Source organism: Pantoea sp. RIT413, assembly GCF_003057675.2.
Lineage (GTDB): Bacteria > Pseudomonadota > Gammaproteobacteria > Enterobacterales > Enterobacteriaceae > Pantoea > Pantoea eucrina.
In genome coordinates this window covers 1-15,344 of record NZ_QBJB02000007.1, presented here as the reverse complement: position 1 = coordinate 15,344, position 15,344 = coordinate 1, and the positions used below count along the sequence as shown (strand labels likewise).

Genomic DNA, 15,344 nt, shown 5'->3' with positions numbered 1-15,344 from the left:
TGTCTGTCAGATGAATCAGCGCGTCCAGCGACGCAGCAGGCGGCTTTTCAGCCCGGTATCGAAGCGCCAGATATGATCGAAGATGCGCAGAATGCCGGGTTTGCCATGCGCTGACATCGCCACGGCGTGAAACCGCTGCTGCTGCATCCGCTGTCGCTGCTTTATGGTCTTAATCAGCTCTTCCGGCAGGCGCTGGGCGATAAAGTCCGACACGATCACCGCGTCTGCCTCCTGCCACTGGCTGCCTTCCATGCGCTGCACCACGGCACTCAGGCAGGCCGTCAGATCGGTACCGCCGCGAAAACGCTGGCTGAGGAAACGAATCGCCTGTTCAATGCCGTTATCGGCGGTCAGCTCATAGCCGACCACCTCATGGGCAAACAGCATAATGTAGCAGCGACGCCGATCTGCCAGGGCGATTTTCAGCAGCGCAAGGCAAAAGGCCTTGGCGCAGCGTTCATTAAACCCGCCCATAGAGCCGGACGTATCCACGCAGACAATAAACGGACCGCGCGGCTCTGTTTCATGCTGCTGATGGCTCACCGGCCGCAGCGCGGTTTTTTCGTGCCAGGCATCACCCTGCAGGCGATAGGTCAGCAGGCGTTTTTCTACCAGACGCCGGTAAAATTCCAGCTCCAGTTCACTGATACTGAGCGCGGCCAGTTCCGGCGGCAGCAGGCGCAGCACATCATCGCTCTGATGAATGCCGCTGACCTCTTCCGGCACGTTATCTGGCTCATGCACCAGCTGATGAAACGCTTCCAGCGGCGCATCGCGTGACGGCACCGATTTGGCTTCGCGGCTGCGGCCCAGCTGCTGCGCCAGCTGCATCAGCTCCGGCTGCTGCGCCAGAAACGCACCATATTGCACAATTAGTGTGTAGTCGCCTGGCTGCAGCGAGGCTTTGCTGAGATCCCACAGCCGGCCGGCGGCGGCCTCATCTTCATCGCTCAGCACCGGCGCCAGCTGGCCGCTCAGCGCCATACGCTGCTGCAGTTCCGCCAGCAGCCGTTCACGCTGCGCCTCCAGCAACGTTTCATTCAGCGTCAGCGTCTGCAGCGTCAGGCTCAGTCGCCAGCGCTGCAGGAACAGCCGGTGCTGCGCGTTGCTCAGTTCCGGGCCTTCATTACGCTGCAGCAGCGTCCCGGCTTCGGTGAGAAAAGGGGATGGCAGCTTCTGCAGCTGCTCAAGGAGGTGCGGCAGTTGAGCGCTGAAATCACGGCTGCTGAGCAGCTGTAACCGCTCAAACAGCTGAAACTCCTGCGCCAGCACGGCGGGCACGGGCGTCGATCTCATCTGCCCGGCGATTTCAGCGCGCCAGCGCGGCAGATCGCGCAGCATCGCCTGCTTCATGCGGGGAAATTTTTCGAAAAACAGCGTCAGCTGCGGTGTGGCCAGCAGCGCCAGAATCAGCTCATCAATCAGCTCCGTTTCACCAATTGAGAGCAGTGTGCTGAGCGTCTCCAGCGAGATCATTTCCGCGCCTGTTTCAGCTGCTCGGCGACATCCTGCAGGCTGGTCTCAATGCGTGCCAGCCAGTCATCGCTGATAAACAGGCAGCGCTGATGCTGGCTGAACAGCGCCCGCTGCGCCCGCAGGCGGGCCTCAAGCGCATCATATTCATCAACGATTTCCGGCGGCAGCGCCTGCAGGCTCGCCGCTCCGGGCAGCGTCAGGCGCGCAGACTGCAGGCTGACATCGCGTAGCGTCAGGCAGTGATGGGTATCGACCACCAGATCGAGTGACTGTGCAAAGCCGATGCCGTTCAGCTTGCCGCGTATATCTCCGCCTTTCAGCAGCCACTGTACCAGGGCCTCACGGCTTACCACTATATGGCTGACCTGCATATCGTGCAGCGTCAGCGGCTGCTGCAGCATCAGGGTCAGCTGTTCGCCGGCAACCGACTCCGGCAGCTCATAATGTGGCTTACGGCTGAACATGCCGCTGTGTTTCTCCAGCGTCAGCGCCTGCGCCACGCTCTGCTGCTGCTGCAGTGCCAGACGCTGCGCATTGATCTGCTGCAGCCGGTGCAGCATCGCCTGCTGCTGCCAGGCGTGCTGCGTCATCAGCGCATCCATTTCCCGGTCCAGCAGCGTCATCGAAGCGATGTCGTGCCAGAGGCAATCTTTGAGCAGAACCAGATCGATAGGCGCAATCGCCGTGCGCCCGCTGTAAAAGGCGCTGGCCTGCAGCAGATGAATCGCTTTTTTCCAGCGGCGGTCAGAGATGTAGGGCGCATCCGGCAGGTTTTCCAGCTGCTGACGCAGCTGATAGATAAGCTCAAACACATCGTCAGGCAGCTTTACCTGACTGATGCCCTTTTGCCACTGCAGATACTCTTCATCGCTGATGCAGAGCGACTCCGCGACCGGATTGACGTTCTCATCCTGCTGGTGGGTCAGCATGCTGCGAAAATTTTGCTTCTCATGTACGTTATCGAGCCACAGGCGGATAAGCATGCGGTCATAGAGCGCTTCAAGGCCGCTGTCAGCTTCCGGCAGCTCGTTTGAGGCGGTCACCAGCAGACGCATCGGGATCGCCTCTTCGCAGTCGCCGTTCCGGAAGCGGCGTTCGTTAATGGCGGTCAGCAGCGTGTTCAGAATGGCCGGACCCGCTTTCCAGATCTCATCCAGAAAGACGATCTCCGCATCCGGCAGATAGCCTCTGGTCAGACGCTGATAGCGGCCCTCATCTTTCAGTGCCTGAATCGACAGCGGGCCAAACACCTCTTCCGGCGTGGAGAAACGGGTCATCAGATATTCAAACGCACGGGCGTGCTGGAAAGCATATTTAAGGCGACGGGCAATCAGGCTTTTGGCAATGCCGGGCGGGCCGAGCAGAAAAACGCTTTCGCCGCTTAACGCTGCCAGCAGGCAGAGGCGAATGGCATGGTGCCGTTCATACAGCCCTTTTTCCAGCGCATTACTCAGTCGGGAAATTCTTTCTGCCAACAGATGGGGTTGAGCCATAATCACATCATTGTCCTTCTGAACCTGGTGCCGTTACGGTCTGGCGAGCGCAATACTCTACTGTTTATCATGCTTGAATGCGTTGATAGCCGTCAGCTTTTTTGTTTCAGAAGGTTGTGGCAGCACAACGTGCGGTTTTCAGCCCGTTTTCTGCAGGATTTTCGGCGAAAAAGCAGAGTACGCTGCGTATTATCATCAGCGCTGTCTGTTGGTTTCTGCCAATTATGTGCATACTGTGCGCTTTTTGATGGCCTGAGTCGCAACGGCTCCAACACAAGACACCCTATGAGCTCGGATAAGAAACAGTCTCTTAGCGCCGTCACGCTGGCTGCAATCGGCGTGGTCTATGGCGACATTGGCACCAGCCCGCTGTATACCTTACGTGAATGCCTTTCCGGCCAGTTCGGCTTTGGCGTTGAACGCGAAGCGGTATTCGGCTTTTTATCGCTGATCTTCTGGCTGCTGATTCTGGTGGTTTCGCTGAAATATATCAGTTACGTCATGCGCGCGGACAATGCGGGTGAAGGCGGAATTCTGACGCTGATGTCGCTCGCGGGTCGTCACACCGGCGCGCGTGCCACAGCCGTTCTGGTGATCATGGGGCTGATCGGCGGCAGCTTCTTTTATGGTGAGGTGGTGATCACCCCGGCCGTATCCGTGCTCTCAGCGATTGAGGGACTGGAGATTGCCGCGCCCGGTCTCGACACCTGGATCGTCCCGCTGGCGATCGCCGTGCTGACGCTGCTGTTTATAATCCAGAAACAGGGCACCGGTATCGTAGGCAAGCTGTTTGCGCCGGTTATGCTGGTATGGTTTCTGGTGCTGGCCGTGCTGGGCGCGCGCAGCATCCTGAATAATCCTGATGTACTGCACGCGATCAATCCTTACTGGGCGCTGCACTTCTTTGTTCAGTATAAGTCGGTCTCCTTTTTTGCGCTGGGTGCGGTGGTACTGGCGATCACCGGCGTGGAAGCGCTTTATGCGGACATGGGACACTTCGGCAAATTTCCGATCCGTCTGGCGTGGTTTGTGGTGGTGCTGCCTTCGCTGGTGCTGAACTATTTTGGCCAGGGTGCGCTGCTGCTGGCGCATCCGGAAGCGATAAAGAACCCGTTTTTCCTGCTGGCACCGGACTGGATGCTGATCCCGATGCTGCTGCTCGCTACGCTGGCGACGGTTATCGCCTCACAGGCGGTGATCTCCGGCGTCTTTTCCCTGACGCGTCAGGCGGTGCGGCTCGGTTATCTGCCGCCGATGCGCATTGTTCACACCTCTGAAGAGGAGTCAGGACAGATCTACATTCCTGTCATTAACTGGCTGCTCTACGCCGCGGTGGTGATTGTGATTGTTGGTTTTGAGCACTCCAGTAATCTGGCGGCGGCCTACGGCATTGCCGTGACCGGCACTATGGTGCTGACGGCGATCCTCTGCGCCACGGTGGCGATTCAGAACTGGCACTGGAATCGCTATCTGGTCATGCTGATGCTGGCCGCGATGCTCTGCATTGATGTGTCGCTGTTCTCCGCTAACCTGATCAAAGTCTTCTCCGGCGGCTGGCTGCCGCTGACGCTGGCGCTGATGATGTTCATCATCATGACGACCTGGAAAAGTGAGCGCTTTCGTCTGCTGCGCCGCATGCATGAGCACGGCAATTCGCTCGATGCGATGATCGCTTCACTGGAGAAATCACCGCCGGTACGCGTATCGGGTACGGCGGTATATATGTCGCGTGCGCTGAACGTGATCCCTTTCGCGATGCTGCATAACCTCAAGCACAACAAAGTGCTGCATGAGCGCGTGGTGCTGCTGACGCTGCGTACGGAAGATTCACCCTATGTGCATAACGTACGCCGGGTCACCATTGAACAGCTGTCGCCTACGTTCTGGCGCGTGGTGGCGAGCTACGGCTGGCGCGAGACGCCAAACGTGGAGGAGATTTTTCACCGCTGCGGGCTGGAGGGGCTTAACTGCCGGATGATGGAGACCTCATTCTTTATGTCGCATGAATCGCTGATCATCGGTAAGCGGCCCTGGTATCTGCGCCTGCGCGGCAAACTGTTCCTGACGCTGCAGCGTAACGCGCTGCGCGCGCCGGATCAGTTTGAAATCCCGCCTAACCGTGTTATCGAGCTGGGTACGCAGGTCGAGATTTAGCGCCGCTGCGTTGCCGGATTAGCGTGATGCGCAGCCCCTGCGGCACGGCGTGACTGAAGTGCAGCTGCAGATCGTGCAGCTGCGCAATATTTTTCACAATCGACAGCCCCAGGCCGCTGCCGCTCTGTGCCTGGCCGGGCGGACGCCAGAAGCGTTCGCCGAGCCGCGCCAGCTGCTCGTCCGATACGCCCGCACCATTATCTTCAACCACTATGCTGTCCGTCTCCAGCCGCAGCGCTATCCGGCTCTGTGCCGGCGCATAGCGCAGCGCATTATCCAGCAGATTACGTATCATCAGGCCCAGCAGCAGCGGATGACCGTTCATCACCGGCGCGGCATCGCTGGTCAGTGTTATCTCTGTCTGCTGCGCGGCGGCCTGCGGCAGATGTTCAGCGACCAGCGCCTGCAGCAGCGGGAGCAGCGCGACCGGCTGAAATTCACTGCGCAGATCGTCCGCTTCAACGCGCGACAGCGTCAGCAGCTGATCCACCAGCCGGGTCGCACGGATAATACCGCTATCGAGCTGCTGCAGCGCCCGCCGTCGCACCTGCTCATCATCTTCGGCCAGCTGGATCACCTCACTTTGCACGCGCAGGGCAGCCAGCGGGCTGCGCAGTTCATGGGCGGCATCGGAGGTGAAGCGACGCTCGCGCTGTACCAGCTGCGCCGTGCGTCCGAAGAGATCGTTGAGCGCCGCTACCAGCGGCTGTACCTCACGCGGCAGATGCGTAACCGGCAGCGTGGTCGCGTCATCCGGCGCACGCTGCTGCAGCCGGTGCGCCAGCTGCTTCAGCGGCCGCAGTTCATACCACACCAGCAAGAGCAGCAGCAGCAGCATAAACGGCATCGCGACAAGCCACGGCAGCAGGGCGGCGGACGCCAGATCGAGCGTCATATCATCCCGGTACTCCTGCTCCTGCCCCACTACCACGCGATACTGTTTATCGGGTGACGTCAGCCAGAGCAGACGCCAGCGCTCATCGTCATCACGCAGCTGCCCGTCACGAAAGCCGTCGCGTCGCGTATCGAACGATAACCCGCGCCCGTTCTCGCCGTCGTTGAGCAGCGGCGTACCGTCGGTGCGGAACACCGCAAATGCCAGGGCGTCATCATCCTGATCGCCGCGGTGATGGCGTAAAAGGGTTTTGGTTTTCGGTAATGCCGCGTGATGCAGGCTGGTGGGGTCGAGCGCCAGCAGCCGTTTGGCAAACAGCATCTGCTGGGTATCAAACAGTTCATTAACCGTGTCGCGCGTCTGCTGCCACGCGCTCCAGCCGGCGCTGGCACCGCACAGCAGGATCAGCAGCACAAAACCCGTTGCCAGGCGCACAAACAGGCTCATTCTGCCGCTCCCAGCGTATAGCCAATACCGTGCACGGTGCGGATAAACTGACTGCCCAGCTTTTTGCGCAGATGATGAATATGTACTTCTACCGCGTTGCTGGAGACATCGTCATCCCAGCTGTAAAGCTTCTCTTCAAGCTGGCTGCGCGTCAGCACCTGAGCCGGATGTCGCAGAAACAGCTCCAGCAGCGCCAGTTCGCGGCTTTTCAGTTCAAGCGGTTCGCCATTGAGCAGAACGCTGTGGCTGGCGGGCTGCATGACAACATTGCCGTGCCGCAGCTCAGGCTGCAGCTGGCCATGCCGGCGGCGGATCAGCGCCTGCAGTCGCGCAGCCACTTCAGTCAGTGCGAACGGTTTGCAGAGATAGTCATCGGCACCCAGCTGTAAACCCTGTACGCGCTGGTCCAGTGCGTCGCGCGCGGTGAGGATCAGCACCGGAATATCCGCGCCTGCAGCGCGCCACTGGCGCAGAATCTCCAGCCCGTCGCGTTCCGGCAGCGACAGATCCAGCACCACTGCATCCCAGGGCGCTGCGCTCAGCGCCTGACATCCGGCCTCACCGGATATAAACCAGTCGACGCTGAATCCCAGTTTTGTCAGGCCAACCTTCAGCCCGTCGCCAATCAGCGTGTCATCTTCAATCAACAGAATTCGCATTGTGCTCTCCCCCGGCTACAGGCGAGTTATACGAAGCCCGTCCGGGCTTGTACAGGCCAGCAGCGCGATTTTCAGCTATTTTTCACGCAACGGTAAAAAACAGCGCTCCTTAAGATCCTGTTAAGAACTCTCTGGTCTACTGCTGATATTCCACCTGTTCACAGAAATGAGGTAACTAATGAAAACACGTATCGCGTTACTGACCCTGATTGCCCTGGCCACCGCACCGGTACTTGCTGCGCCGCAGGGCGGCTTTATGGATCCCGCTGCGCCAGCCGCACAAAGTAATCAGGCGGGCGGTTTTAAAGCGGGCGAAGCCAGCGTCGTGACGGTAAAACAGGCTGAAGAGATGAAAGATGACAGCTGGATCACCGTGCGCGGGACGCTGGAAAAGCAGACTGGCGATGAAGATTATCTGTTCCGCGACAGCAGCGGCACCATGAAAGTGGAAATTGACCACAAGCGCTGGAACGGCGTGACCATTACGCCAAAAGATCGCGTCGAACTGACGGGCGAGCTGGATAAAGATTTCAATGCCACTGAGCTTGATGTGAAACAGGTTCGCAAACTGCCATAACTCTGTTGTGAAGCCACTGCCTGAGTGGCTTCATTTATTCTGATGGGCCCATATCATCCTGCTCCCTGCCTCTCTGTACTCCCTTACCCAAATTTTTCCGGCTGACAGCGAAACGTTTCGATGGCGATCACACTTCCGTGATGGTGTCATTGCGTTACTATGCTGCTTTTATACACTGCTCCACAGCGAAACGTTTCGCTGTGGAGTGGATGAAATGAAAAAAGGTCGCCTGTTACACGCTGAACTCTCTCATGTGATTGCCCGCCTCGGGCATACCAATACGCTGACTATTGCGGACGCGGGCCTGCCTGTTCCGCACGGCCCCCGGCGTATTGACCTGGCGTTAACGCCCGGTACGCCCGGATTTTTACAGGTTGTGGAGGTAGTCACACAGGAGATGCAGGTAGAAAGCGCCCTGATTGCGGAGGAGATAAAAGAACATAATCCGCAGCTTCACAGCCAGCTGCTCGCCGTGCTCGAAGCGTTGCAACAGCACCAGGGGAATAGCATCACCGTCCGTTACATCAGTCATGAACAGTTCAAACAACAGACGCAGTGCAGCCAGGCGGTCATTCGCAGCGGAGAGTGTTCTCCGTATGCGAATGTCATCCTGAGCGCCGGCGTCACCTTCTGAGGCCGCTATGCAACCCTTACTGCAACTTAAAGGAATCGAAAAGTCGTTTCCTGGCGTAAAGGCGCTGAATGGTGCCTCGCTGGCGGTCTACCCGGGGCGCGTTATGGCGCTGGTAGGCGAAAACGGGGCCGGTAAATCCACCATGATGAAGGTGCTGACCGGCATCTACACCATGGACGCCGGCTCGCTGCAGTGGCTGGGTGAAGCTGTCGCCTTCTCCGGCCCTAAAGCGTCGCAGGAGGCAGGCATCGGCATTATTCATCAGGAGCTTAATCTGATCCCGCAGCTGAGCGTGGCGGAAAATATTTTCCTCGGCCGGGAGTTTGTAAACCGGTTTGGCCGTATCGACTGGAAAAAGATGCATCGCGAGGCAGAGTCGCTGCTTAAGCGTCTTAACCTGCGTTTCAGCAGCCACAAACTGGTGGGCGATCTCTCAATTGGCGACCAGCAGATGGTAGAGATTGCCAAAGTACTGAGTTTTGAATCACGCGTCATCATCATGGATGAGCCGACGGATGCGCTGACGGATACCGAAACGCTGTCGCTGTTTCACGTTATCAATGAACTGAAAGCGCAGGGGTGCGGCATTGTCTATATCTCGCACCGTATGAAAGAAATTTTTGAGATCTGCGATGACGTAACCGTATTTCGTGACGGGCAGTTTATTGCCGAACGCGCCGTCAGCGATCTGAGTGAAGAGCAGCTGATTGAGATGATGGTGGGACGCAAGCTGGAAGATCAGTATCCCCATCTCGATCAATCGCCCGGTGAAATCCGTCTGCAGGTTGAAAAGCTCTGTGGCTCAGGCGTGGAGGATGTCAGCTTTACCCTGCGCAAAGGTGAAATTCTGGGGATTTCAGGGCTGATGGGGGCCGGGCGAACGGAGCTGATGAAAGTGCTGTATGGCGCCCTGCCGCGCCGCAGCGGCAGCGTCACGCTCAATGGCCGTACCGTGACCGTACGTTCGCCGCAGGAGGGGCTCGCCAGCGGTATCGTTTATATCTCTGAAGATCGTAAGCGCGACGGACTGGTGCTGGGAATGTCGGTAAAAGAGAACATGTCGCTGACGGCGCTGCGCTATTTCAGCCACGCCGGCGGTAACCTGAAACATGCGGAAGAGCAGCTGGCGGTAGGCGATTTTATCCGCCTGTTCAATGTAAAGACGCCCTCAATGATGCAGCCAATTGGCCTGCTCTCCGGCGGTAATCAGCAAAAGGTGGCGATTGCCCGCGGCCTGATGACCCGTCCGGACGTGCTGATCCTGGATGAACCCACGCGCGGTGTCGATGTGGGTGCCAAAAAAGAGATTTATCAGTTAATTAATCAGTTCAAAGCGGAAGGGCTGAGCATCATTCTGGTGTCATCGGAAATGCCGGAAGTGCTGGGCATGAGCGATCGCATTCTGGTGATGCATGAAGGCCATATCAGTGGCGAATTTTCCCGTGAGCAGGCTACCCAGGAATCCCTGATGGCGGCGGCGGTCGGTAAGCAACACAGCGAGGATTTAGTCGTATGAGTACCCACACCCTACCCGCCAGCCGCCGCTGGTTCAGTAAAAGCTGGCTGCTGGAGCAGAAGTCACTGATTGCGCTGATTGTGCTGATCGCCGTGGTCGCCAGCCAGAGCCCGAACTTCTTTACGCTGGCCAACATGTTCAACATTCTGCAGCAGACCTCGGTCAACGCCATTATGGCGGTGGGCATGACGCTGGTGATCCTGACGTCAGGCATCGACCTGTCAGTGGGATCGCTGCTGGCGCTTACCGGCGCGGTTGCCGCGTCTATTGTCGGCATGGAGGTCAATGCGCTGGTTGCCGTTGCCGCTTCCCTGGCGCTGGGCGCGTTTATTGGCGGCATCACCGGCGTGATAGTTGCGCGCGGCAGGGTGCAGGCGTTTATCGCGACGCTGGTAATGATGCTGCTGCTGCGCGGTGTCACCATGGTCTATACCGACGGCAGTCCGGTGAATACCGGCTTCAGTGAAAACGCCGATCTGTTTGGCTGGTTCGGTATTGGTCGCCCGCTGGGGATCCCGACGCCGGTATGGCTGATGGCACTGGTATTCGCGCTGGCGTGGTACATGCTGCATCACACGCGTCTGGGTCGCTATATTTATGCGCTGGGCGGTAATGAAGCCGCTACCCGGCTATCAGGCATCAGCGTTAACCGCGTCAAAATTACCGTTTATGCGCTGAGTGGCCTGCTGGCGGCGCTGGCGGGCACGATTGAAGTCGCCCGTCTCTCATCAGCACAGCCTACGGCTGGCACCGGTTATGAACTGGATGCGATTGCTGCAGTGGTACTGGGCGGCACCAGCCTGGCAGGCGGTAAAGGCCGTATTATGGGTACGCTGATTGGCGCGCTGATTCTGGGCTTCCTGAATAATGGCCTGAACCTGATGGGCGTATCTTCCTACTACCAGATGATTGTTAAAGCCGTCGTGATTTTACTGGCGGTGCTGGTAGATAACAAAAGCAGTAAATAACTCTGACCCTCACACAGGATCCTGTAAATGAAAAAATTAACTGCACTGGCCGTCATTCTTGGTGCCACCCTGAGTGCCGGCGCAATGGCCAAGGATACGATTGCGCTGGTGGTTTCTACCCTCAATAACCCCTTCTTTGTCTCGCTTAAAGATGGCGCTCAGAAAGAAGCGGACAAGCTTGGCTACAACCTGGTGGTGCTGGACTCCCAGAACAACCCGGCAAAAGAGCTGGCTAACGTGCAGGATCTGACCGTTCGCGGCACTAAGCTGCTGCTGATCAACCCGACAGATTCCGACGCTGTTGGCAACGCCGTAAAAATGGCTAACCAGGCAAATATCCCGGTGATCACGCTGGACCGTATGGCAGCACAGGGCAAGGTAGTGAGCCACGTCGCCTCTGACAACCGCTTTGGCGGTAAAATGGCGGGCGATTTTATTGCGAAAAAAGTGGGTGACGGCGCAAAAATCATTGAGCTGCAGGGCATCGCCGGCACATCAGCCGCACGCGAGCGCGGTGAAGGTTTCAAGCAGGCCGCTGATGCGCACAAATTTGCTATTCTTGCCAGTCAGCCGGCTGACTTCGATCGTACTAAAGGGCTGAACGTGATGCAGAACCTGCTGCAGGCGCATCCGGATGTGCAGGCGGTGTTTGCACAAAACGATGAGATGGCGCTGGGTGCGCTGCGTGCGCTGCAGACCGCCGGTAAAACCGATGTGCTGGTGGTTGGATTTGATGGTACGGCTGACGGCGTGAAAGCGGTAGAGTCCGGTAAACTGACCGCAACCGTGGCGCAGATGCCGGATAAGATTGGTATGATTGGCGTGGATACCGCAGACAAAGTGCTGAAAGGTGAAAAAGTGCAGGCGATCAACCCGGTTGACCTGAAACTCGTCACTAAATAAAACCAAAGAAAAGCGTGGCCTCGCGTCACCCTCAGGGTGGCGCAACTTCCTGGATCTCTCCCTATGAGTAAATGCGCAAAACTGGCGGTAATGGGCAGCATCAACGCCGATCATATCCTGAACCTGAGTCACTTCCCGCGCCCCGGTGAAACCGTTATCGGTAAGGCGTATCAGATTGCGTTTGGCGGCAAAGGCGCTAATCAGGCGGTGGCAGCCGGACGCGCGGGTGCTGATATCGCCTTTATCGCCTGTGTAGGTGGCGATGACACGGGCGAACGCATCTGTGAACAGCTGCAGCGCGACAATATTGATATCGCGCCGGTTGAAGCCATCCCGTCAGAGGCAACCGGCGTGGCGATGATCTTCGTCAACGGTGAAGGTGAAAACAACATCGGCATTTATGCCGGCGCGAACGCCGCGCTGACGCCAGACTATGTACGGCGTCATCAGCAGGTGATCGCTGACGCTGAGGCGCTGCTGATGCAGCTGGAATCCCCGCTGGAAAGCGTGCTGACGGCAGCGCAGCTTGCGCGACAGCACGGCACGCAGGTGATCCTCAATCCGGCCCCTGCGACCAGGCTGACGGATGAATTGCTGGCACAGATTGACATCATTACGCCTAACGAAACCGAAGCGGAGATCCTGACCGGGATTGCCGTTACCAGTGACGCTGAGGCCGCACAGGCAGCGCAGGTGCTGCATGCCAAAGGGATCCGCACCGTGCTGATTACGCTGGGGCGGCGCGGCGTATGGCTGAGCGAACAGGGTAACGGCGAGCGCATTCCTGGTTTTAACGTACAGGCCGTTGACACCATTGCCGCAGGTGACACCTTCAACGGTGCTTTTATTACCGCGCGGCTGGAAGGCATGACGATGCATGATGCGGTACGGTTTGCGCATGCGGCAGCGGCGATTGCCGTAACGCGGCCCGGCGCTCAGCCTGCTGTACCGTGGCGCCGCGAAATCGACGCTTTCCTGCAGCAACAGGAATAAGCGCTTGGCTACCATGAAAGATGTTGCCCGTCAGGCGGGCGTCTCCACCTCTACCGTTTCGCATGTGATCAATAACAATCGCTTTGTCAGCGAGCAGGTGCGCGAAAAGGTTGAACAGGCCATCCGTGAGCTGAACTATGCCCCTTCGGCGCTGGCGCGCAGCCTGAAGATCAGGCAGACGCGTACTATCGGTATGTTACTGACGGCCAGCAGCAACCCTTTCTATGCTGAGGTCGTGCGCGGCGTGGAAAACAGCTGTTACGAACGCGGCTATAGCCTGATCCTGTGTAATACCGAAGGGGATGAAGAGCGCATGAATCGCAGCCTGGAAACGCTGATGCAAAAGCGCGTGGATGGCCTGCTGCTGATGTGCACGGAGACGCATCTGCCTTCGGCTGAGATCCTGAATCGTTATCCCTCGGTGCCGATGGTAATGATGGACTGGGCACCGTTTGAGGGACGGGGCGATATCATTCAGGATAATGCCTTACTGGGCGGCGAAATGGCGACCCGCCATCTGATTGAACGAGGCTACCGGCGTATTGCCTGTATTGCGGGACCGCAGGACAAAACGCCGGCGCGACTTCGTCTTGAAGGCTTTCATAAAGCGATGGCGGCGCACGGTTTAACGGTACCTGATGGGTATGTAGTTGACGGCGACTTTGAGTTCCAGGGCGGATTCAATGCCATGACGCAGCTGCTGGCGCTGGAGCCGGTACCGGAGGCGGTGTTTACCAGTAACGATGCGATGGCCGTTGGCGTCTATCACGCGTTGTATCAGGCGGGCCTGCAGGTACCGCAGGATATTGCGGTTATGGGATATGACAACATCGAACTGGCCCGCTATCTGACACCGCCGCTGACCACGGTACATCAGCCAAAAGATGAGCTGGGCGAGCTGGCTATCGATACATTGATTCACCGCATGGGCGCGCCCGACGCCAGTCAGCAAACGCTGGTGCTGACGCCGGAGCTGGTGGAACGCGGTTCTGTTTAAGCCGCTTTCTTTTTCTTTTCCCGGTTGGCGATCAGGTTACGGCCGTCGCCGGGCCGCAGTAACAGAAACGCGGCGGCAGACAGCACGGTAATGACGCCCATCGTCAGAAACGTAGCGTGGAACTGCTGCACGGTCGTACTTTCAAAATCCTGGTAAAAGCGCAGCACCGCCGCGCTGACCGCAACACCAAAGCTGATAGAAACCTGCTGCGTTACCGCCAGTACGCTGTTGCCACCGCTGGCGTTGTCATCATTCAGATCGGCCAGCGTAATCGTGTTCATCGCGGTGAACTGCGTTGACATCGCCATGCCCAGCACAAACAGCGCTATCAGCAGCATAACTGCGCCCTCACCCGGCGACTGCAGCGAGAAGCTGGCGATCAGGATGCCAATAATGATAGTAATGCCCACCAGGGTCCGGCGATAGCCAAAGCGGCGCAGCACCTGCGTCACCGTCGATTTGGCCAGCAGTGAGCCTACCGCCGTAGGCCCCATCATGCAGCCTGCAATAATAGCCGGATAGCCGAAGCCCACCTGGAGCATCAGCGGCATCAGAAAGGGAATACAGCCGGTTCCGAGACGCGCCGCAATATTGCCGAGGATACCGACAGAAAATGTACGGGTGCGGAACATCGGCAGACCGATCAGCGGTGCGGGATGGCGCCGCGCATGCAGTATATAAAGAAGCAGCAGTGCAAAGCCGCCAAACAGCACCAGCAGCGCCTGCCATGACGCAACAATGCGCTCGCCGAACAGCTCAATGCCCACTGAGATCAGCACCAGCCCCAGACCGAAAAGAAGAAAGCCGGTAAAATCGAAGCGGCGTTTTGGCGTGGTGAAATCCGGCATATATTTACGCGCGTAAAAAATACCGGCAATACCAATGGGAATATTGATCAGGAAAATCCAGTGCCAGCTGGCGTAGGTAACCAGCAGGCCTCCCAGCATCGGTCCGAGGATAGGCCCGACCAGACCCGGCATGGTCACAAAGTTAAGCACCGGCAGCAGTTCACTGCGCGGATAGGCACGCAGCAGAGCCAGACGCGCCACCGGCATCATCATGGCACCGCCCACGCCCTGCACAATGCGTGACACCACCAGAATAGTCAGCGAGCCCGACAGGGCGCAGGCCAGCGATCCCAGCGTAAACAGTGAAACGGCAATAATAAAAATACGGCGCGTGCCAAATCGATCGGCCAGCCAGCCGCTGACGGGGATCAGCATAGCGACAGTCAGGGTATAGCTGATAACGGCGGACTGCATAGCAAGGGGGGATCGTTCAAGGCTGGTGGCAATGGCCGGCAGCGCTGTATTAAGAATGGTTGCGTCGAGTGCCTGCATAAAAAACGCCATTGCGGCTATCCACGGCAAGCCAGCCATACTGCGCGCAGAACGAATCATCGAAAATCCTTCTATTGGTGGTGCTGGCAAACAGCATTATCAGAAAAGAATAGCATTGCAGTTACAGGCGATGACGTTGATTTGTGCCTCTTACGAGGCCATTTTGGCCATTAATTGGTCATATAATGCCTGCTTTTAGCGCTTTCGCTCAAAAAAGAGACGCTCAGCTATTTTTTTGCAATAAACACTTGTCACCCGGCGAGAACTCCCTATAATGCGCCACCACTGAGAC

At 57.8% G+C, this 15,344-nt stretch carries 13 protein-coding genes; 8 read left to right on the top strand and 5 right to left on the bottom strand.

Annotated features, from left to right (window positions below; all coding sequences use genetic code 11):
* Positions 1-15 precede the first annotated feature (15 nt).
* On the bottom strand, positions 16-1,476 hold the full coding sequence (viaA, locus tag DBY66_RS10765; protein WP_094111669.1) for an ATPase RavA stimulator ViaA: 1,461 nt from the start codon (positions 1,474-1,476) through the stop codon (positions 16-18).
* Complete coding sequence (gene ravA / locus DBY66_RS10760) at positions 1,473-2,969, bottom strand: ATPase RavA (protein ID WP_039385671.1); 1,497 nt, start codon at positions 2,967-2,969, stop codon at positions 1,473-1,475. Before ravA ends, viaA begins: the two co-directional genes overlap by 4 nt.
* 285 nt (positions 2,970-3,254) lie before the next feature.
* Here ravA and kup point away from each other — a divergent pair, with 285 nt between their 5' ends.
* Entirely contained in the window at positions 3,255-5,123 is a 1,869-nt protein-coding gene (kup, locus tag DBY66_RS10755) for a low affinity potassium transporter Kup (RefSeq protein ID WP_108570061.1), read from the top strand.
* On the opposite strand, the gene qseC is transcribed toward kup, so the two are convergent.
* Both qseC and qseB read right to left on the bottom strand, forming a co-directional pair.
* Positions 5,092-6,465: a quorum sensing histidine kinase QseC gene (gene qseC / locus DBY66_RS10750; RefSeq protein WP_104085895.1), complete on the bottom strand. Its 1,374-nt coding sequence runs from the start codon at positions 6,463-6,465 to the stop codon at positions 5,092-5,094. The two genes, kup and qseC, sit on opposite strands and share 32 nt — an antisense overlap.
* Complete coding sequence (qseB, locus tag DBY66_RS10745) at positions 6,462-7,124, bottom strand: quorum sensing response regulator transcription factor QseB (RefSeq protein ID WP_071668262.1); 663 nt, start codon at positions 7,122-7,124, stop codon at positions 6,462-6,464. The genes qseC and qseB overlap by 4 nt, the downstream gene beginning before the upstream one ends.
* Positions 7,125-7,302: 178 nt before the next feature.
* On the opposite strand from qseB, the gene DBY66_RS10740 reads away from it, so the two are divergent.
* The 7 genes from DBY66_RS10740 to rbsR all read left to right on the top strand — a co-directional run bounded on the left by DBY66_RS10740 (position 7,303) and on the right by rbsR (position 13,712).
* Positions 7,303-7,701, top strand: coding sequence for a YgiW/YdeI family stress tolerance OB fold protein (locus tag DBY66_RS10740; RefSeq protein ID WP_094111666.1), 399 nt, complete (start codon positions 7,303-7,305; stop codon positions 7,699-7,701).
* Between the two features lie 214 nt (positions 7,702-7,915).
* On the top strand, positions 7,916-8,335 hold the full coding sequence (rbsD, locus tag DBY66_RS10735) for a D-ribose pyranase (protein WP_104085896.1): 420 nt from the start codon (positions 7,916-7,918) through the stop codon (positions 8,333-8,335).
* A gap of 7 nt (positions 8,336-8,342) precedes the next feature.
* Entirely contained in the window at positions 8,343-9,851 is a 1,509-nt protein-coding gene (gene rbsA, locus DBY66_RS10730; RefSeq protein ID WP_104085897.1) for a ribose ABC transporter ATP-binding protein RbsA, read from the top strand.
* Positions 9,848-10,819, top strand: coding sequence for a ribose ABC transporter permease (gene rbsC, locus DBY66_RS10725; protein WP_108570060.1), 972 nt, complete (start codon positions 9,848-9,850; stop codon positions 10,817-10,819). The genes rbsA and rbsC overlap by 4 nt, the downstream gene beginning before the upstream one ends.
* A gap of 27 nt (positions 10,820-10,846) precedes the next feature.
* The gene (rbsB, locus tag DBY66_RS10720) at positions 10,847-11,722 is read left to right on the top strand and encodes a ribose ABC transporter substrate-binding protein RbsB (protein WP_039381376.1); all 876 of its coding nucleotides are present in this window, start codon (positions 10,847-10,849) and stop codon (positions 11,720-11,722) included.
* 63 nt (positions 11,723-11,785) lie between these two features.
* Entirely contained in the window at positions 11,786-12,715 is a 930-nt protein-coding gene (gene rbsK / locus DBY66_RS10715) for a ribokinase (protein ID WP_104085898.1), read from the top strand.
* 13 nt (positions 12,716-12,728) lie between these two features.
* On the top strand, positions 12,729-13,712 hold the full coding sequence (gene rbsR, locus DBY66_RS10710) for a ribose operon transcriptional repressor RbsR (RefSeq protein ID WP_039381369.1): 984 nt from the start codon (positions 12,729-12,731) through the stop codon (positions 13,710-13,712).
* Here the strand turns inward: rbsR and mdtD are convergent.
* Entirely contained in the window at positions 13,709-15,112 is a 1,404-nt protein-coding gene (mdtD, locus tag DBY66_RS10705; protein WP_108570059.1) for a multidrug transporter subunit MdtD, read from the bottom strand. The genes rbsR and mdtD overlap by 4 nt on opposite strands.
* Between the last annotated feature and the right edge of the window lie 232 nt (positions 15,113-15,344).